The sequence below is a fragment of the Bradyrhizobium sp. Leo114 genome, assembly GCF_055229415.2.
The window spans coordinates 181899-200145 of the sequence record NZ_JBUYEN020000012.1; the positions used below are offsets into that span (position 1 = coordinate 181899).

General features: G+C 58.6%; 15 protein-coding genes and 1 pseudogene. 2 read left to right on the forward strand and 14 right to left on the reverse strand.

The window, feature by feature from the left end; translation table 11 throughout:
- Positions 1-202 precede the first annotated feature (202 nt).
- Positions 203-628 carry a TetR/AcrR family transcriptional regulator gene (locus ACZIRK_RS17225; RefSeq protein WP_463327783.1) on the forward strand — a complete coding sequence of 142 codons (426 nt, stop codon included), beginning with the start codon at positions 203-205 and terminating at the stop codon, positions 626-628.
- Between the two features lie 25 nt (positions 629-653).
- Here the strand turns inward: ACZIRK_RS17225 and ACZIRK_RS17230 are convergent, their stop codons facing one another.
- The 14 genes and pseudogenes from ACZIRK_RS17230 to ACZIRK_RS17295 form a co-directional block, all read right to left on the reverse strand.
- Positions 654-2030 carry a carbohydrate porin gene (locus ACZIRK_RS17230; protein ID WP_207230992.1) on the reverse strand — a complete coding sequence of 459 codons (1377 nt, stop codon included), beginning with the start codon at positions 2028-2030 and terminating at the stop codon, positions 654-656.
- 160 nt (positions 2031-2190) lie between these two features.
- Positions 2191-3210: an alpha/beta fold hydrolase gene (locus tag ACZIRK_RS17235; protein WP_165435147.1), complete on the reverse strand. Its 1020-nt coding sequence runs from the start codon at positions 3208-3210 to the stop codon at positions 2191-2193.
- A 26-nt stretch (positions 3211-3236) separates the two neighbouring features.
- Positions 3237-4400: an MFS transporter gene (locus ACZIRK_RS17240; RefSeq protein WP_463327784.1), complete on the reverse strand. Its 1164-nt coding sequence runs from the start codon at positions 4398-4400 to the stop codon at positions 3237-3239.
- Positions 4401-4684: 284 nt separating this feature from the next.
- Positions 4685-5329, reverse strand: coding sequence for a response regulator transcription factor (locus ACZIRK_RS17245; RefSeq protein ID WP_130225163.1), 645 nt, complete (start codon positions 5327-5329; stop codon positions 4685-4687).
- 69 nt (positions 5330-5398) lie between these two features.
- Positions 5399-5773 carry a response regulator transcription factor gene (locus ACZIRK_RS17250; protein ID WP_130225162.1) on the reverse strand — a complete coding sequence of 125 codons (375 nt, stop codon included), beginning with the start codon at positions 5771-5773 and terminating at the stop codon, positions 5399-5401.
- Positions 5770-7941: a PAS domain-containing sensor histidine kinase gene (locus tag ACZIRK_RS17255; protein WP_165435146.1), complete on the reverse strand. Its 2172-nt coding sequence runs from the start codon at positions 7939-7941 to the stop codon at positions 5770-5772. The genes ACZIRK_RS17250 and ACZIRK_RS17255 overlap by 4 nt, the downstream gene beginning before the upstream one ends.
- 603 nt (positions 7942-8544) lie before the next feature.
- Complete coding sequence (locus ACZIRK_RS17260; RefSeq protein ID WP_130225160.1) at positions 8545-9588, reverse strand: LysR family transcriptional regulator; 1044 nt, start codon at positions 9586-9588, stop codon at positions 8545-8547.
- Between the two features lie 553 nt (positions 9589-10141).
- On the reverse strand, positions 10142-11602 hold the full coding sequence (locus tag ACZIRK_RS17265) for an FAD-binding oxidoreductase (protein ID WP_130225159.1): 1461 nt from the start codon (positions 11600-11602) through the stop codon (positions 10142-10144).
- A 308-nt stretch (positions 11603-11910) separates the two neighbouring features.
- Positions 11911-13112 (reverse strand): annotated as a pseudogene (locus ACZIRK_RS17270) (cupin domain-containing protein).
- A 377-nt stretch (positions 13113-13489) separates the two neighbouring features.
- Positions 13490-13783, reverse strand: coding sequence for a hypothetical protein (locus ACZIRK_RS17275; protein WP_130225158.1), 294 nt, complete (start codon positions 13781-13783; stop codon positions 13490-13492).
- 80 nt (positions 13784-13863) lie between these two features.
- Positions 13864-14349 carry a GlcG/HbpS family heme-binding protein gene (locus ACZIRK_RS17280; RefSeq protein WP_463327785.1) on the reverse strand — a complete coding sequence of 162 codons (486 nt, stop codon included), beginning with the start codon at positions 14347-14349 and terminating at the stop codon, positions 13864-13866.
- 107 nt (positions 14350-14456) lie between these two features.
- Positions 14457-14837 (reverse strand): c-type cytochrome, encoded by a 381-nt coding sequence (locus ACZIRK_RS17285; RefSeq protein WP_130225156.1) that lies wholly within the window; start codon positions 14835-14837, stop codon positions 14457-14459.
- Between the two features lie 31 nt (positions 14838-14868).
- Entirely contained in the window at positions 14869-16629 is a 1761-nt protein-coding gene (locus tag ACZIRK_RS17290; protein ID WP_130225155.1) for a GMC family oxidoreductase, read from the reverse strand.
- A gap of 11 nt (positions 16630-16640) precedes the next feature.
- Complete coding sequence (locus ACZIRK_RS17295; protein WP_130225154.1) at positions 16641-17390, reverse strand: gluconate 2-dehydrogenase subunit 3 family protein; 750 nt, start codon at positions 17388-17390, stop codon at positions 16641-16643.
- Between the two features lie 462 nt (positions 17391-17852).
- Here ACZIRK_RS17295 and ACZIRK_RS17300 point away from each other — a divergent pair, with 462 nt between their 5' ends.
- Entirely contained in the window at positions 17853-18212 is a 360-nt protein-coding gene (locus tag ACZIRK_RS17300) for a hypothetical protein (protein WP_130225153.1), read from the forward strand.
- Positions 18213-18247: the final 35 nt, after the last annotated feature.

An 18247-nucleotide genomic window follows, 5' to 3' on the forward strand; every position in this document is an offset into this window, starting at 1 on the left:
GGACCGGTCAGTTCACATCTAAGTGATGGACGGAACGGTGTGACATGGCACGCCCCCGAGGGTTTGATGAGACCGAGATCCTCGGCAGAGCGCTGCGGGTGTTCTGGCGCCAAGGCTACGAAGGCGCCTCATTGAACGATCTACTCGACGCGACGGGCCTGACGAAATCAAGCCGTACGCCGCATTCGGCAGCAAGGCGGATTTGTTCCGCCGGGTCGTTGAGTACTATTACTCCGAACACCTTGGATTTCGCCAGAATGCATTGGACGAACCAACACCTCGACGAATCGTGGAACGCCTCCTGTTCGGTACGGTCGATCTCCACACCGGACCGAATACCCCGCCGGGCTGTCTTGAGACAGGCGCCGCGCTTGCGTGTTCACCGGAAAACGAACCTATTCGCAAAGAACTCATCCAAAACCGCGCGCGGTTCAGCCGCCTGCTGCGGCAGAGACTTGAAGCTGTGAAGGATTCAGGGCCGCTGCCTGCCGGCATGACGGCCGAAGATGCGGCGCAGCTTGTCGGTTTGACGGTTCAAGGCATGGCAGTCCAGGCGAATGCCGGAGCGACGAGGAATGATCTTCGGCGAATTGTACGTGCATTTTTGCTCAGCTGGCCCGAAAGCTAATTCGACCCAAGACTGGCCAAGAGACTCAGAAACTCGCCGAGGTCTTCAATCCAAAGATCAAGGCGTCCTTGTTCTGACTGATACCGCCGGGATGGATGACATGCTGGACGTTCGGACGAAACAGCAGACCGCTCGTCGGGCGGAAAGTGTAGTACAGCTCCATGACATACTCGCTTCCCTGGACCGGGACGGGACCGAGGCCTATCTCATTCTGCAAAATCTGGGCATCGGCCACGCGGCTATTTACATGCGTCATTCCCACGGCGAAGGCGATATCATCGTTGGGACGCGACCGGAAGAGACCGGTATACATCAAGCCACCGGCAACCTGAGCATCTGTTCTCGATGTCCGATCGTCTGCTATGGTTGCATTGAGAAAGGCACTCAAGCCACTCTTGGAATTCGGAGCAGACAACGGCGTGAGCTGCTGGGAAATGCTGATATAGCCACCGAAGCGCCCGCGGCCCGCGATCGGTGGCAGGCCAGTGACTGCAAACGGATTTCCGTTGATGTCGCTGACGACGTCGTTCGCGGTGGACGTGTCGTACCAGGCCCCGACCTTGTAACTTCCAGGCAGCTTGCCACCGAAATTTGGAAGCCACGCCAATTCCACTGGAATCATGGCCCCCGTAGATCCCGAGAAGAACGCCGGAACGACCGCGGCGCGCAGACCCAGATATTTCGGATTCACGTCATAGACGCCGACCTGGAAATATCCGAATCCGGAGAAATTGAACCTTAATCTGGTTGCCCATCCGCTCACTGGCCAGTTGAGGATGTAGTCACCGAGGATATTGCCTGGAGGCGCACCGCAGAACGTCAGGTTCTGGAAGTCGCATGAGAATGATGCGAAGTCCTCCCCGAAGGTCATGCGTCCCACTTTCCAGTCGACCGCGCCATTAAGATACTTCTGATCGAACCAGAACTGCGTGAGGCGAGCCGTCTGTCCCCGTCCGAACACCTCCTGGACCAGTTGCAAGGTCCGGAGCCCCGCATCTTCGCTCAGATTGTGGCCGGTGCGTTCGGTAAACGTCGCCTGAAAGGTCGCATCTCGAACGCCGAAGAGGCGGTCGAGATCCAAAGTTGCTCCTGCCGTGTATTGATCGGTATATGTACCGGTGCTTCTGACGCCGCCTGTCGCGTTGTAGGCAAATTCGCTAGTGTACGAGAACTGAAAATCGATGCCGAGATTCTGGAGCTGAGTTCGGGCACCGTTCCAGTCACCGAGCAACCAGGGAACAGACTGGGATTGCGATGCACCCGCCTGGCTTGCGACGAGGGCTGGAGCGTGAGTGGCGGAATTTCCGCTCGCGATCGACTGCGCCGCTATTGGGCCAGATAGGAGCATGGCAAAGCCGAGTAATTCAAGCCCCAAGGCTAATGGCCTCGCTGCACCGCGCATGCCCGCCTATCTCCAAGTCGGCCAGAGATGCGATTATACAAGTATCACGCATTCAGACGTAGCGCTTCCCGTATCGCGCCACGCCTGACCTGTTTCAACCCACAATGACGGAGGCCACTTCCATCAAGCAGCCTCCATTGCGATCACCATATACATCCGATCAGCTGTGTCGCTGCCAAAATTGGCTCAACTGACCAACAATGAAATCCGGCTTCTCTTCAAAAACCCAATGCCCGCATTCCTCGATGACACCACCTTCTGCGTTGCTGGCGATCGCCTTTGCCGAATTGATGCAATGATCACCAAAGGATCTCCGACCAGCCCATGCCAACATTGGTACGGCAAGCTTGCTGCGCGTCAGCTCCTTCGTCTGGTCGGCCATCTGCGGAATGTAGCCGTAATGATTCAAGCTGGCCCGAAGGTTACCCGGCTGCCGCATTTGCATGACATAGAACTGGACTTCTTCCTCGGAAAGACCGTCCGGATTATACGCAAAATCTCGGAAAAAATGCCGAAGATATTGCTCTTCACGCCCTTCGACCAAAAACCTCGTAACATCCATGTTCATGTGCATTCCGAGATGCCAATAGGTTACACGAGGGTCCACATAACCGGGAAAGCTTAGTCCGAAGAATGGGGTTTCGATGGTGGCTAACGACCAAGCTCGGTTTGACGCCAAGTATGCCAGCGCCACCGAAGGTGGGCCGCCCAGATCATGGCTAAGAATGTGAAAGCGCGTAACGTTCTCCGCATCCAGTAAGCCGATCATATCTTGCGCGATGGTCTTCGGCTCATAGCCATCATAGGGCTTGTCGCTGTCGGCGTATCCTCGAAGATCCGGGGCGATGAACGTAAAGCTGTCGGCAAGCCGTTCCATAACCGGAAGGAACTCGCGGTGGTTTTGCGGCCAACCATGCATGCACAGAACCACCGGCCCGCGGCCAACCGTGACGTAGTGAAGGGTTACGCCATTCGTTTTGACACGCTTGTGCATCAGCTTAACGGAGTTGCCGACCGTAGACGCACTTCGCGTCTCCTCCGACGGCGCCGCGATTCCTTGTGCGGACTGAGCCAAAACAGTCCCCGCCGTCGGAATCGTGGCGGTGGCAATCGTTGCTCCGGCAATTGTCATAGCGCCACGCCGCGTCATATTATTCGCCTGACTCTCGCTGTCCTGCATTGTCACTCCTCCTAGTTGGGTCTTTGTCATGCGGTGACCGGCTGCCGGTGGAGCGCAACCGTAGTGATCAGTAGTGCGATGATCGCCATCGCGATTGAAGCGTAAGGCGTCATCAACAGCCCCGGCCCTTCCAAGAGCTGTCCCCCAATGAAAGACCCGCCTGATATTCCGAGATTGAACGCTGCAATATTGAAGCCCGACGCGGTCCCAAGCGCATCCGGAGCCACTTCCCGCGCGGTCGCGACAACTCCAGCCTGCATCACCGGAGGGATGGCGAATGCAAACGCCCCCCAGATCGCGATCACCGCGAACGTCGCGACCTCATTGTGGATCGCCAATAGAAGCAGGAAGAAAGAGACAATCAGCCCGCACAGCAAGACCATCATCGCGTTGCGCGTACCGGCAAAATCGCTCAGCTTTCCGCCGGCCAGATTTCCGGCGACGGTCGCTGCACCAAAAAGCAACAATGCGATGTTGACGCTCTCCTCCGGCACGCCGGTGACCTCAGTCAGCAACGGCGACAAGAACGTGAAGACCACAAAAGTGCTGCCGAACCCGACCGCAGTCAGCAGGTACATGGTCGCCAGACGTCGATTTCCGAGAAGGCTCAGTTGCGCGGCGAACGGCGCAGGCTGATTATAAGTGATCTCGCGCGGCAGAAGCCAAAGCAGACCAAACACTGCGACCGTTCCGAGAGCGGTGATAACGAGAAACGGCGTCCGCCAGTTGAATAGTTGGCCGATCCACGACCCGATCGGCACGCCAATGACCATGGCAACCGTAAGCCCGCCCATCATCACCGCAACTGCGCTACCGCCCCGCGATTTGGAAGCAAGGGACGTCGCACATGCCGCCCCTACGCCGAAGAAGACTCCGTGAGCAACAGCCATCACGATGCGTGACAGCAGCAGCGCGCTGTAATTGGGAGCTAAGGCCGCCGACAGATTGCAGACCGTGAAGATCACCATAAGACCGATCGCCAATCCACGCCGCGGGAGTGCGCCAGTAAGTGCAGAAACGACTGGCGTGCCAAGTGTGATCGACAGCGCGTAGAAGCTGACGAGAAGGCCCGCGGCAGAAATTGACACGCCTAGATCGGCTGCAATGCCTGGAAGAAGACCCACAACAACGAACTCAGTCATACCAATCGCAAAGGTCGCAGTAGCAAGTGCGTAGAGGGCGGCTGGCATGGCGTTCTCTTGATCTCAGGAGCAAGGCCAGAGGTAGGGCACCGCGGGAGCGAAGCCGGTTACTATTTTGGACCTAAGGTGCCGGTTCCTGGGCATTCGGCTTGATCATGCGAGTTAACCCAAAAAGCCACCTCGCTGCCGCTAAGCTGTAAGATCTCGAGCGCTTACGGAAGTGAAGCCTCTTCAGTCGCCAGATGAGCATGATGCACTACGCCATTCGATTGCAATCATACTTCATTGCAACCATACGGCTATTTGAAAATACATCTCGACTTCTGGACTGATCAGAGAGCCTCGCGTTGCGGCCCTTGCGCATGTGCAAGGTCGAGCTTCGCCGCAACGTTCACCAATTCCGCGAAGGAAGTGACATTCATCTTGCGCATCACTTGGCCACGATGCGCTTTGACCGTTATCTCGCTGATGCCGAGTCTGCCGGCGACCTGTTTGTTCAAGAGACCGCAAACGATCAGAGCCATCACTTCCCGTTCACGGCGACTGAGCAAGAGATAGCGGTCCCGCAGCGCTTGCATCTCCGCCTCGATCCGAAGCGCGGCGCCGCTCCTCTCGATGGCGTGATGTATGGCGTCAAGCAGCGTCGTGTCGCTGAAGGGTTTGGTGAGGAATTCAACAGCGCCCGCCTTCATCGCCTGCACCGTCATCGGCACGTCGCCGTAACCAGTGATAAAGATGATCGGCATGTCAGGCCGGTCGACGCTCACCTGCTTCTGCAATTCGAGGCCATTGAGCCCCGGAAGGCGAACATCCAGGACCAGGCAGTTAGGAACGAATACACGCGGGCGCGAGAGGAACTCCCGTGCGGATTCGAATGTCTCCGGCTTCCAACCCGCGTTGCGGATCAGCAACTCAAGCGACTCTCTTACGGAGATGTCATCGTCGACAACGAAAACGATCGCATTGTCGTGCGACATAGCGAGTCTGCCCTCCACCACCGACTTCATCGTTAGCGCCCCCATTTTGAAGTGCAAGGGCCCTGTCGGTCAACTCGTCCCGAGGGCGGCGTTGAGTGCTTCGAGCAAAGCCGCGTCGCTGAATGGCTTGGAGAGGCACTCCACGGCACCTTGCTCCAGCATGCGCGGACGCGTCAGTTCGTCTCCGTGTGCAGTAATGAACACTATGGGAATTTGGTGACTGAGACGTACTAGTTCCTTTTGAAGTTCCGGACCTGTCATGCCCGGCATGGCGATGTCGAGGATCAGACAGCTTGTTTGACCTACATAGTCCGACGCCAGGAATTCTTCCGCGGACGAAAACGCCTGAGCCGCGTAGCCGAACTCCCTCAGCAGGTCGGGCAACGACTCGCGCACGGATTCATCGTCATCGACGACGGACACAAGTGAAAGCGCCACCATCATACATTCCTCGTGACGCCGTTTCCGTCGAGCGTCCCTTTGGCGTCAGGACCGCGGACGCTGGTCACACCCTCGGAGACCCGAGGTATAGAAAACGAAAACGTAGCCCCCGGGCCATCGTTCAATGTCGCCCACAGGCACCCATGGTGGTTCTCGATTATCGAGCGACTGACGGATAGTCCAATTCCCATCCCGCCTTGCTTAGTCGTGTAGAACGCGTCGAACAGCCTCTCTATCGCTTCGAAGTCAAAACCAGGTCCCGAATCTTGCATACTCAGGCGGACACAATCGATTTCGTCTTGTGCTGTCTGGATTATAAGTTCTCTCGATCGATCATCGATCGTGCTCATCGCATCCATGGCATTTTGGAGTAGATTCAAGATCACCTGCTGAAGCTGAATCCGATCGCCCGTGACAAGCGGAAGGTCTTCGGTGAGTTCCGTCCGCAAAACAATACCATCCCGGTGAAGTCTGTTCAGCGATAGCGTAATCACTTCGCGAGTCGCCTCGTTCAGGTCGACTGGGCCCGTTACAGGCGCGTTCCTGTTAAAGAGCGCGCGCAATCGCGCTACAATCTCCGATGCCCGGTTGCCGTCCCGAATCGTGCGCCGCACAGTTTCCCGAGCGCCAGCGACGTTTGGAGGATCCGCGGCCAGCATACGCAGGCAGGTGCTGGCATTGGTGACGATGCCCGACAACGGCTGGTTGATCTCGTGCGCTATAGACGCCGTAAGCTCTCCCATCGTCATGACGCGCGCCATATGCGCGAGCTTCCCCTGCGTATCGCGTAGCTTTTCCTCAGTACGCTTGCGGTCCTCAATATCAGTGTTGATTCCGAACCATTTGATAACGTTGCCGGAACTATCGCGTAGCGGGTTGACCCGGAACAAGAACCATCGATAGGTACCATCGAAACGGCGTAACCGCGCTTCCTTCTCTCCCGCCTGCCGCGACGCCATGATCGATTGCCACGCATGCGCGACACCGTTCCGATCGTCAGGATGAATCGCGGCAGTCCACCCCCAACCTTGGGCCTGTTCCAAGCCGAAGCCCACGTAATCCTGATAGTGCTGATTGAAATATTCGGCAGAGCCGTCCGAACTGGCCGACCACACGAGCGCAGGTATCGTGTTGATGATCAGATTGAGATCGCGCTCGCTGGCCCGCAACGCCTCCTCAGCGCGCTTGCGATCTTCGATATCGATCTGCAATACGCACCACCGCACGATGCGCCCGTTGTTGTCCCGCAGCGGAAAGCCGCGGACGTGGAACCAGCGATAGACGCCATCGCTGCGGCGGTGGCGACTTTCGACTTCGTACCGATTTCCGGTTTCGACAGCCTGCCTCCAGGCGTTGATAGTGGGTGCGAGGTCTTCAGGATGAACTGCGTCAGTCGCGCTCCAACGCTTCAATTCCTCAACGGAACTCCCAAAATATTCCAGAACAGGCCGATTGACGGCCTCGACCTCGCCATCCGCGGTCATAATGGCGAGGGGAGCCGGGATGGCGTCCACGACCAATTGAATATCGATTTCGCGTACGCGCAACGCTTCCACCTCTCGCTTGCGCTCTTCAATCTTCCTTCTCAGGTCTTCGTTGCTGGCAGCAAGCTCTTCGGTTCGTTGTGCAACTTGCTGATCGATGACGTTCGCGGCCTGCTTCCGTTCGTCCAAGAGGCGCGCCTGTTGTAAGCCGATCACCGCGTGCCTCGCCGCAACACTGAGACGAAGCCTCTCTGTGTCGTCGGGAAAATCAGTCCGCCGAGACGCAGCGACCAACACTCCGAAGTCAGCCTGCGGCCCCAATTTCAACAGTACGATCGACATGTCGATGCCACAAATGGCAATTTTTGCATGCGACGGCCATTTCTGCAGATCGGACCCCAACGAGCCGTCCAGAACATTCCCGATCTCCGGCGGCCCGAGCGATTTGTCTCGCTGTTGCGCCGTCCGCACTATTTCGATCGGCGCGGTGCCGGCGGATTCACTGCACCGCGCGTAGACGAACTCAAGCTGGAGCATGACAAGAAGCACGTCCAGCAGATCAGAAAGCGGTCGTGATGAGGAGCCATCCTGGTCCGTGGCAGGGAGAGCGAGGATCTTGTTGAGATCATCGATACAGCGCTGAAGACGCGCTCCTGATTCAACAGAATATTCGGCACTGAGTACCATGGGCTGCCGCCTAGCATAACGCGGTCCGCTCCGCTCGCGGTTCGTGAAGTTCACGCCCAACGTTTTCCGGTCGTCGAAAGCCCGGGTTCTTCCGCAGGATGCCGCCGGTGAAGCCGAAAGCGTTCTTGTGGCATGAATTACCATGTCTCTCGCAGTTATCGCAAGACGGCCAATCCTCGGCATCGTTTGGTGACTCTGTATGCCATTCCCAAGCATCGATCCGACCGACGGTTGGCCATCCGCTTTATTTGACAGACGATGCCGCTCTCGAATTTTTCTAACTCTTCCCTTGATTGCGCGTGTTAAGGCGGCAGCGCCGAATGAGATTGCCGCTGCAAGCCTCAGCTCGCGCTGGCGAACGCGCGACACTCGACCAGGCGGGAGCCGGACAATGGATGCACCCGTGCCGTTCCACACGTATAGGGTGCCTTGGCGACAAAAGGCTATCGTACTTTGGTGTTGGTTTGCCAAATGCATCGACGATGCGCGGGAAATGCGAATTGCAACGCTTGCTTGTCGGGCTGAGGTCTCGCCGGTTCGATCAGGAGCAGATTTTCGCAAAGCTGGGAAGCGCTGAGAATGAGGCGTAACGGACGATCTGTCCTACACGCCCTCTGCAACGCGGAGACACGGAGCCGCCGAATTGGATCGAATCGGTGGTGAGAATTCGGCCAGACCAACGCGCAGAGGTTCGGTGGAGCGCCTAACCATTTCGCGCAGCCATTCTTGTGGCGCATCACCTGCAGTCCGCTCATGCCACAGAATGCCAACGTCTACAGGGGTGGTTTCGTAAGGCAATTCATAGATCGACAGCGGGTGCATACGTGCCAGCGAAGTGGCGAGTGGTCGCGGCACGATCGCAGTCAGGCCCGTATGCTCAAGCAGAGAGGGAAGTGCAAGAAAGTGCGGCAGCAAAATCCGCATGCGAGGGCTTCGCTCGGATCCCGAAAACGCCTCTTCCAGAGCAGCTCGATCATACATTTCCGATCGCCGAGCCAATCCGCGCTCCGATACAAAGCCGTCCACAACCCCTTCATGCTCGCCGTGCAGCGAGACCGCCGCGATGGAAAGACTTGAAAGCGTTTCGAGCGAAAGCCTTCCGAACTTTCGTGAGGAGTTGACAATAAGAACGTCATCATACGCAAAAAGCGAGCTCAAGCAAAAACGCGCAGGCACATCAGAGAAAGTTCCGATTGCTGCATCAATCAGCCCGAGATCGATTTGCTCGGTGAGATCTATCCGGCTGTCGGGCCGAACGATCAAATCAATCAGCGGCGCCTCTCGCCTCAGCAGATGAAGGAGGTCAGGGACCATAATCATTGTTATGAAGTCGCTCAGCGCTATGGTGAACCGCCTCGCCGAATTTCGTGGCTCGAATATTGGCAACTCGATCGCAGCTTCGAGGGATTTCCATGCTTCGCGTATCAGCGGAGCCATCGAAAGGGCCCGCGCCGTTGGCTGCATTCCAGTTGGCGTGCGTATAAACAATTCGTCGTTCAACATCTCTCTGAGCCGGGCCAGAGCGTGGCTAACGGCAGACTGACTGAGGCACATCTTCTGACTCGCCCGCAACACGCTCCGTTCTTCCATAACCGCGTCGAAAACGCGCAAGAGATTCAGATCGACTCTATTGAGGGACATTGTCATGGGTACACCGCGATGATGACAGCTTCAGGCTTCACAGCACAGTTCAGCCTGCGGTTCACTCTGACCCTTCTGGTAGCTTGCCAACGGATTTGGCACGGATAGACCCTTCTGCGCTTCCTGCTGGTCGTCGCACCCGGCGCAAAGGCCAGCACAGCTTCGGAAATCATAGCTGCACACCGACGCTCGGAGCGTAGGGGCTTCGATCCGAGTGTGAGACTAGAGCGATCGAGATCCACGGCTCAATTGGACCTTGGTGTCATTATGGTCGTGCCAGCCGACTTCAGCGCGATCCCTGCAACGAACGCTGGGGGACAACTACCGCCGGTTTCGATGTCCGAACCTCTGCTGGCCAGCCGCAAGGCCACCACTGCGACAATTTGAGTAAAGCGAGAAGGAAGGCCGTTCACTCGATGGACGATTGATCTCAAATCGAACACGCCGGTGGGGCAAATTTGGTGGAACCGATCGAGCGATATTCGTGCTTTCTGGAAATCGAGATAGCTGAGTCCAGGAGTCATCAGATCTTCACCGGCGCACCAGCGTCGGCTGGCGGCTACAATGCCATGTCACTACTCGCTCTTTGCGCATCATTTTCGGCGCGCGCGACGTCTACGATGTTGTGGTTCATGCGGAACAGGTTTCGCGGGTCGTATTGCCTCTTGATCGCGACCAGGCGGTCGTAGCGTTCGCGGCCGTATATGGCGCGTAGGTTCTCGGGGGTCGTGCCCTGATGGGCGCTGAGCAGGTTGGGGACTATCTCGTCCTGCACCCACGGGCGCATCGCGTCGAGCAGGGCGATTAGCTGTTCTTGCAAGACCGGGGCTAAGTCGGGGCGGCCGCCACCGGAGGCGAAGAGCGACCAGCGTCCGCTCCGACCGGGCACTGCGTCCGGTACCGCAGGCGGTCGTCCGAGCGCGCCACCGAGGAGCCGCAGTTCGACAAATCCCAGCCGCGTGTCCGAGTTAGTGCCGAGCACGGAGAGCATCGCGTCAACAGCTTCGCTGGGGAGGTCCCGCAGCATTGCCGCACGCTCGACCCACGGAACGGGCGTAGGTGGGTCCAAGAATAACGAGCCGGCCTCGCGGTAGGGTAGCTCGGCGATCGTATCCATCACCGTGGGTGCGATCTTGCGCATTGGCGCGAGCACCCGTTCGGCTTCTTCCGGCGCTCGGAGCGAGGAAAATCGTAGGTGCATGACGAACGTTCCCCGTAGGAATTCCGGCACCTCCGGCAGCGGAGACCGGCGCAAGAAGGCGACGGAAGAACTCGTATCCGTCGGCAGGTCGACCAGCCACTCTCGCCAGGTGTGCAGCACCTTTGCGGCGTGTTCACCGGCAAAGAAGAGGCCGCCGCCGTAGAAGCGCTTGACCGGAAAGAGCCTGAATTCCAGAGCGGTGACGACGCCGAAGTTGCCTTTGCCGCCGCGCAGCGCCCAGAACAGATCCGGCTCTGAAGAAGCCGTGACCCAGCGCAGCCCGCCATCCGCGGTGACAATCTCGATCGCCTGTATGTGGTCGGCGGCGTAGCCATACCTGCGGCCCAGGATCGGGCTCGCCCCGCCGCCGAGGTGGTAGCCGACGACGCCCACGGTCGGCGAGCTGCCGCTGGCCGAAGCGAGCCCATGCTTGTCGGCCTCATTAAGGACCTCGCGCCAGCGCGTGCCACCTTCGGCGCGGGCGACTCGTTGGGCAGGGTCTATGCGAATCGCATTCATCCGGGACATGTTGACCAGCACCGCGCCCGCGGCTGAGCGGACCATCTGATGCCCGGTGGCGAGGACAGTTATCGGCATGTCGCGTTCCGCGGCGAACCTCACCGCAGCCTGCACGTCGCCTACGCTGGCCACGCCGACGGCGACAGCCGGTCGCACTGGGCTCATGAGGTTGAAGGTGGCGCATTCGGCTTGGTAGCCGACGTCACCGGGCATCAACACCGGTCCTGTCACCCGGTTCGCAAGATCGGCAATTTCGGCGGCTCTCAGCGCAACCGGCGCCACCGTCTCATGCACGATCATATCTCTCAACTCCCCATTGGGATCGTGATGCCGGACGAGCGAGACTCCTCCGAAACACCTCCGCGCGACGCGGTACCGCACGGCTCGCGAAGAGGTTCTCACTCCTATATCTTCTTGGTAAGATAAGTACAATGCCGTCCAGTAAAACGGGTGTGATCCGCATCGAAGGGCCACCTTGTTACGGCCCTGATTGCATTTGCAGTTAGTTCGCCAGCATGTTGACTTCACATCGACAGAGTCCATGCGGGCTCGTCGTCCTTCAATCGACAGCCGGCGTCCCCAATGATCCCGCCCGACGACGATCGACCTTAGTGCGGAACGACCGGTGCCTTCGTCTTGCGTAGGTTATCCATCACTTCTCGATCCAGGTTCAGATGTGCATCCACCAGCGGCGACGGAGTCAATGCCATCCACGTGTCCAAAGAGAAGTCGACAAAGTAAGGACTCTTGAATGTCTCGAGGAAACGCAACGGGCCAGCGCCTGTGTTCTCCAGATAATGGCCCATCGCGACCGGCACGTAACCGACATCGCCGGCTCGCAGGTCGAAGGTGCGCGCCTGGCCCTGCCCCGCAAATACGCCCATGCGCGCTTGCCCCTCGATGACATAGAGCCACTCGTCTCCATTCGGATGCCAGTGCAGCTCGCGCAGACCGCCCGGATTGACCTCGACCAGTGCCGCTGCCGTCGTGGTGTTGACCGGAAACACGGAGGAATCGCTGATCCGCACCGTGCCGCCCGATGTCTTGATGGGATCCTGTGCCATCAGCCGGAAACTGAAGCTGTGCGACACGGGCGTGGCGCCCGGAATGCTGTCCCCGCTGAGCGGGCCCGGCAAGGGAGCCGGGAAGATGTAGCGCTGGCTTTCATCTGGGGTGTGGTCGAACAACGACGCCGGCACCCCAAAATTCTTGCCGAGCACCTCGTTCGGCGTGCGCTTGAGCCAATCGGCGATCATGAAGGTGTTGTCTTCATCGAAATCACCATCGTCGAAGACGAGGAGAAATTCGCAGCCGTCCGGACCGAGGCCTGGATGGAATGCGGGACTCCGGAAGGGAAGAACCAGAGGTCGCCGGCACCCACGTCATCGACGAAGTAACGCCCATTGGCGTCGACGGCCGTAATGCGGGCCGTGCCGTAGAGCATATAGGCCCATTCGGAAGCCTTGTGCCAATGCATCTCGCGCACGCCGCCGGCATTGAGCCGCATGTTCACGCCGGCAAGGGCCGTCGCAACGCCGAGTTCGCACCGCGTCACCTGGCGGGTCCAGCCGCCTGTCTCGAGCCACATATGCGCATCGGAAAACGAGAAACGCAGGTTCGGCAAGCTGCCGTGATCGGTCGAGGGCGGCACGAGCATATCCGGGTTTTGCCGGTCCCGCGTCAGATCACGAGGGCCATGATCGGTGCCGCCGCGACCTGGCAGCTGGGGCTGCGGGACTGCGTCTGCGGATTGAGCCTGCGCGATAGCGGTTGTCGTGAGAAGACCTCCGGCGGCGGTCGCTGCCAGCATTTTGCGACGAGAAACGCGATCCACGATTTTGTGTCCTGTGGTTCAAGGCTGAAGACTGGCCTCTGAACGCGCGCCTGGTCTCTTCACAGCTCTATCGATTGGTGACTGTGGATGCGGGGGGCGCGGCCGCTCAGCCCATGTAGCTAAGTGGGTGTACGGACCTCTCGGCAGAATTGAAAAGGTCGCAGTATCACTGTGCACGTACCGCATCGGCTCGACCCCATGTGCAACTCGATCGCGCCAGTGAACGCAGTCACCATCCGCGCGCAACAAGTTGATTGCCGCCATGTGAGATGAAGGGAATACTTCAAGATACGTGAATGCGGCGATCGCCCCTGCGATCACGGGAGTGCGACCAGCCTACGCACAACCAATGATCAATCTCGCGTCCGAGACTCGGGATCTTCGTCAGTATCGGACGGAACGATCCTGGCAGGCTCATCGTAGCCCGAGCGGCTGCTGTAAAAGAGAAGAGCCATTAATCCGATGCCAAACACGAGAGACAACAGTATCCCGATTGCCATCGCCATATATCCGAATGCAGGAACAGCTGTCCCGGCGGCCGATGACCATCCCATGATGGCAAGAACGATCACAGCGGCCAGCAACATCAATAGGATGCCGACCAGGACGTACCCGCCGATACTTAACGTTTGCACATTCGACGCCATCTCTCGCCAAAATGATCTCCACCAAGACACCCAAACATCGTTCATACTTGTTTGTTCGCGGAGAAATGAGAGACGCTCAACTAACGCTTCAGTGCCGCTAGTCCGGCTTTCGCGATCTGGACATCATGATCGGGAGTGTCGAAGCTCGCGCCGATGCCGCCAATGACCTGCCCATCGACCACGATCGGAAGCCCACCTTTCATCTCTGTAAAATCACGCGCCGTCACCGCCGCGAAGCGGCCATGATTTATGGCGTCCTCCAACGCTTCGGTGGGCTTCTTGAAGAGCGCTGCGGTTCGCGCCTTCCCTGGCGCCAGCTCCACACTCGCAACATAGGCTGCGTTGTCCATCCGCACCAATAGGATCGGCCAGCCGCCATCGTCGACGACGGCAATTACGCCGGCGAGTTGATTGCGTTCGGCCTCCGCTCTTGCGGCGGCTACAATCCGTTCTGCGGTCGCCAAGCTGAGAACCTTCTTATCCAGAAGCTGAGCCATCGACGGGCGTGGTTGAAGCATGGTCACCGCCAAGAGAACTGCAAGCGCAAGTCCGATCTTCTTCTTCATGGAATCGTTGTCCTCTCTCGGTCAGCAGGTTGGGGCGACGACTAGCACCCGCGATCATCGGGACAATCTAGCCAGATCAGCGTTTCCGATCATTGCAGCCATGGTATTCATTTCAGCGTCTCAAGATAGGCGATAAGATCGGTTCGCTGCTGCTGATCCGCAATTCCGGCGAACGGCATCACCGTGCCCGGAACAGCCTTCTGAGGCGCCGCAATGAAAGCGTCGAGCGATTTGTCATCCCAAACGATGCTGGCCGCCTTCATCGCCCGGCTATAATGGAATCCCGGCAGCGAACCCGCGTGCCGTCCCAAGACTCCGAGCAACCCTGGCCCCATCCGATTGCTCTTGTCCTTTGCATGGCAGGGCGCACATTTCGCGAAAACCAGCTCGCCCTTTGTCGCGTCTCCGGCTGCATTCGCGCTGTTAATCGGCGCCGACACCGTCAACAATAAACCTCCGATAGCAATTATTTGGTGGACGGTACGCATGACTGGTTCTCTCAGTTGCTAAGGCGAGTTATTAGAGGTTCTGCGGACGCTGCGCGTAGCGAACGAGATCATCGCCAAGCCGAAGCGCCAGCGCGCCGAGCGGTCCCGTCGGGTTGTATCCGGCGTTGAAGGGATAAACCGAGGCGCCCACGACAAACAGATTCTGCGCGTCCCAGTGCTGAAGATGCGGCGATACCACACTCGTGCGAGGGTCGGCGCCCATGATGGTGCCTCCGGTCACATGCGTTGTCTGGTAAAGTCGCGAATCGTAGGGTCCCTTCCGCGGCGATGGCGTCCCTACGATCGTAGCACCGCTGGCGCGCGCGACATCAAGGGCCTTCTTCGTGAGATAATCCGACATGCGCAGCTCATTTTCGCGGATGTCGAATGTCATTCGCAGCAGCGGCTGACCGTACGCGTCCTGATATGTCGGGTCGAGGTCGAGATAGTTCTCGCGATGCGGGTACCAGCTTCCGTGGACGTAGATGTTGAAGCTATGCGAGTACCAGTCCGCGTTTGCTTGCTTCCATTTGCTTCCCCATTGCGGGGTGCCAGGAGGCAAGATGCGCTTGGTGATGGGACGGCCGCTGGTGATGTTTGAATAGATGTATCCCCCGCCGAAGAAGCCGAGACCGCCATGATCGAAATTGTCTCCGTTGAACTCATCGATGCAGGTTTGCGAAGCACCGGAGGCGAAGAACGGATTGATCCAGCGATCCCTAAAATGAACGTTGACGCCTGACATCGTCTGATGACAAAAATTCTTGCCGACGACGCCAGTGCTGGTCTTCGGATCGTAGGGCGTTCCGATGCCTGACAAGAGCAGTTGCCTCGTGTTCGACATCGTAAACGACGCGAGAACGACGATATCGGCTGGCTGCAGGTACTCCTCGCCGCTGAGCAGATCGATATAGCGGACGCCGCGGACCCGCTTTGCTTGGTGGTCGTAGTCAATCCTGGTGACATGCGAATGAAGCCTGAGCTCGAACCCAGGCCGTTTGAGCAGCATCGGATACAGCAAGACCTGGGGGCTTGCCTTGGCGTTGGCCTCGCAAATGAAGCGCTCGCAGTGGCCGCAGAACTGGCATTGGCCGAGTTGCATGCCGTCAGGGTTGGTGTAGGGATTGGGCGAATTTGCCGCCGCCATGGGGAATGGCTTGTGGCCGAGGCTCTCGGCGGCTTTCGCAAAAATCAATCCGGCCTCGGTCGGCGGCAATGGCGGCTGAGGATATTCGTCCTCGCGCGGCGCCTCAAATGGATTTCCGCCTGGCTGGATCTGGCCGCGGATATTTCCGGCCTTCCCGGAAATGCCGAACAATTTTTCCCATAACGCGTGATACGGCTCGAGCTCGGCGTAGGTAACGCCCCAGTCCTGTACCGTTAGTTCCGGCGGAATGGCGTTCTTGCCGTACCTGTATTCGAGCCGCGTCCGCAGGATCGGATCATATTCGGCCCAACGCCAGGTCTGGCCATTCCAGTGATTGCCGGCGCCGCCCATTCCTTCGCCGGGAAGAAAGGCTTCCATGCGCCGAATCGGAAGCGCGTCTTCGCTGCTTCCGTGGCGCAACGAATAAGTCTCGATCGACCAGTCCTGGACCAGCCCCTCATGGACGTCCCATCGCAGCTCGTCCCGCTGATTTGGCAGCTTGGCTTCCGCCGCACCCGTGTGATCGCCGCCACGCTCCAGAACGAGAACGTCGATCCCCTTTGCGGTAAGCTGACGCGAGATCAAGCCTGCGGTAAAGCCGCCGCCGCAGATCACGACCGTTCGCGATTTCAACGTTTTGACCATCGAATCCATCCTCAGCCGAAATCGCCGATCGCTTTCGGATCCTGCGCCGCGGGATATGGCTTGCCGCGAAACTGCACCATGTCATCCGCATGCACCGCCGGCAGACCGGGATAGCCAATCATGCGCCAGAACGCCTTGCCCACGTTGCCGCCATAGATCGGATCAGCGAAACAAGCCTGCACGAAAAGGGGGTACACCAGTTCGTTGAACCAGGACGCCAGCGGCAGATCCGCGTCCTCGATCTTGCCGGCGGCGAGATCCTGCAAGAATGCGTCGGCCTCGTCCGGGCTTAGTTCGGTGAAGTCTCTGCTGAATTTCCGCTGCGCCGCCTTGTTGGCGGCGGCGAGACCGAGCTTGAAGAACTGTTCAGGGGTTAGCGGCAACTGATAGCCGTGTTGCGGTTTACCCGGCTTCCAGGGTCCATGCTTATAGAGACGTTCGCCCTTTCCGAAACCGCCGGCGAGCTGACGATCGATATAGACCGCAAGTCCGCAGTCGACGCCGCTCGGCGTGAGATGGTCGGCCGGACACATCACATTGACCAGCGCCTCAACGAAACCGGCTTCATCGGGACCAAGGGATTGATAGCCGGCTTCCGGCGCGGGCAGACTTCCCGGCTCGCTCGCTCCACCGGAACGAACGACGTCCGTATCGTCCGCGCCCGCGACCGAGGCCGATGATAGAGAAACGGCTCCTGTAACCGCTGCGATTCCTTGCAGAAATCCGCGGCGGCCAAGCTTGCTGTTGGTCTTATGGCTCATTGATCACTCCGGAACGGGCACGGCCAAAGCAAACATCCGATCGATGTTGCACCGATCGCATCAACATCAGCATTTGCACGCTACCGAACGTTCACGGAAGTGAAACGATTGCAGTTTGCAAATGAGCACGCTGCACGTCTGACGTTCGATAGACATGTTGGTGCACGACACGGCCTCACTCAATGGCAGCAGTTGCGCGGCGACGCGCTCAGCCGACAGGCCTTTAGGGATTGATTTGCCCTACTGGCGCATTTCTCTGCCGCGGCTCCACGAGAATGCGGCGTGCAAGATCGCCGCTACCTGCTGTAACAGCATAGTGACTTGGCTTGGCGGAATTTTATCGAACCGCCTACGGCGGCCAGCCTACACCTTCAGAATCAGCATAAGGCGCTAATGGGACCTCGAATGCTTCGCAATTGTGAAGTTCACGCTATTACCAGAATAACCTTCGGAGAGAATGTCATGAAACGGCTTCTGCATGCAGCCGTAATCGCCGCAATGGGATCGCTCCTCGTTACCAGTGCCGATGCAAGGTCTGCCTATGATGGCCGTTGGGTTCTCGTGTTCGTCACACAACACGGCCCTTGTGATCCGACGTACAGCTTCGCCGTCAACATCATCAACGGGATCGTGACCCATCCGAATCTGGTAAACTTCAGAGGGCGCGTGGCTCGATCTGGCGCAGTTCGCGCCTCCGTCACCGTCCATGAGAAATATGCTTCCGGATCCGGTAGGCTCGTTGGTCCATCAGGTCGTGGAACCTGGAGCGGCCATTCGGGCAAGGGGCGCTGCGCAGGCTATTGGATCGCCCAGCGCACCTGACAAACCTGCGCAACACCCACGACATCCGGCTCAAG

Excerpts from the sequence above, each read along its gene's own strand:
- ACZIRK_RS17230 (WP_207230992.1), bottom strand. The coding sequence starts at position 2,030 with ATGCGCGGTGCAGCGAGGCCATTAGCCTTGGGGCTTGAATTACTCGGC.
- ACZIRK_RS17235 (WP_165435147.1), bottom strand. The coding sequence starts at position 3,210 with ATGCAGGACAGCGAGAGTCAGGCGAATAATATGACGCGGCGTGGCGCT.
- ACZIRK_RS17240 (WP_463327784.1), bottom strand. The coding sequence starts at position 4,400 with ATGCCAGCCGCCCTCTACGCACTTGCTACTGCGACCTTTGCGATTGGT.
- ACZIRK_RS17245 (WP_130225163.1), bottom strand. The coding sequence starts at position 5,329 with ATGTCGCACGACAATGCGATCGTTTTCGTTGTCGACGATGACATCTCC.
- ACZIRK_RS17250 (WP_130225162.1), bottom strand. The coding sequence starts at position 5,773 with ATGATGGTGGCGCTTTCACTTGTGTCCGTCGTCGATGACGATGAATCC.
- ACZIRK_RS17255 (WP_165435146.1), bottom strand. The coding sequence starts at position 7,941 with ATGGTACTCAGTGCCGAATATTCTGTTGAATCAGGAGCGCGTCTTCAG.
- ACZIRK_RS17260 (WP_130225160.1), bottom strand. The coding sequence starts at position 9,588 with ATGACAATGTCCCTCAATAGAGTCGATCTGAATCTCTTGCGCGTTTTC.
- ACZIRK_RS17265 (WP_130225159.1), bottom strand. The coding sequence starts at position 11,602 with ATGATCGTGCATGAGACGGTGGCGCCGGTTGCGCTGAGAGCCGCCGAA.
- ACZIRK_RS17275 (WP_130225158.1), bottom strand. The coding sequence starts at position 13,783 with ATGGCGTCGAATGTGCAAACGTTAAGTATCGGCGGGTACGTCCTGGTC.
- ACZIRK_RS17280 (WP_463327785.1), bottom strand. The coding sequence starts at position 14,349 with ATGAAGAAGAAGATCGGACTTGCGCTTGCAGTTCTCTTGGCGGTGACC.
- ACZIRK_RS17285 (WP_130225156.1), bottom strand. The coding sequence starts at position 14,837 with ATGCGTACCGTCCACCAAATAATTGCTATCGGAGGTTTATTGTTGACG.
- ACZIRK_RS17290 (WP_130225155.1), bottom strand. The coding sequence starts at position 16,629 with ATGGTCAAAACGTTGAAATCGCGAACGGTCGTGATCTGCGGCGGCGGC.
- ACZIRK_RS17295 (WP_130225154.1), bottom strand. The coding sequence starts at position 17,390 with ATGAGCCATAAGACCAACAGCAAGCTTGGCCGCCGCGGATTTCTGCAA.
- ACZIRK_RS17300 (WP_130225153.1), top strand. The coding sequence starts at position 17,853 with ATGAAACGGCTTCTGCATGCAGCCGTAATCGCCGCAATGGGATCGCTC.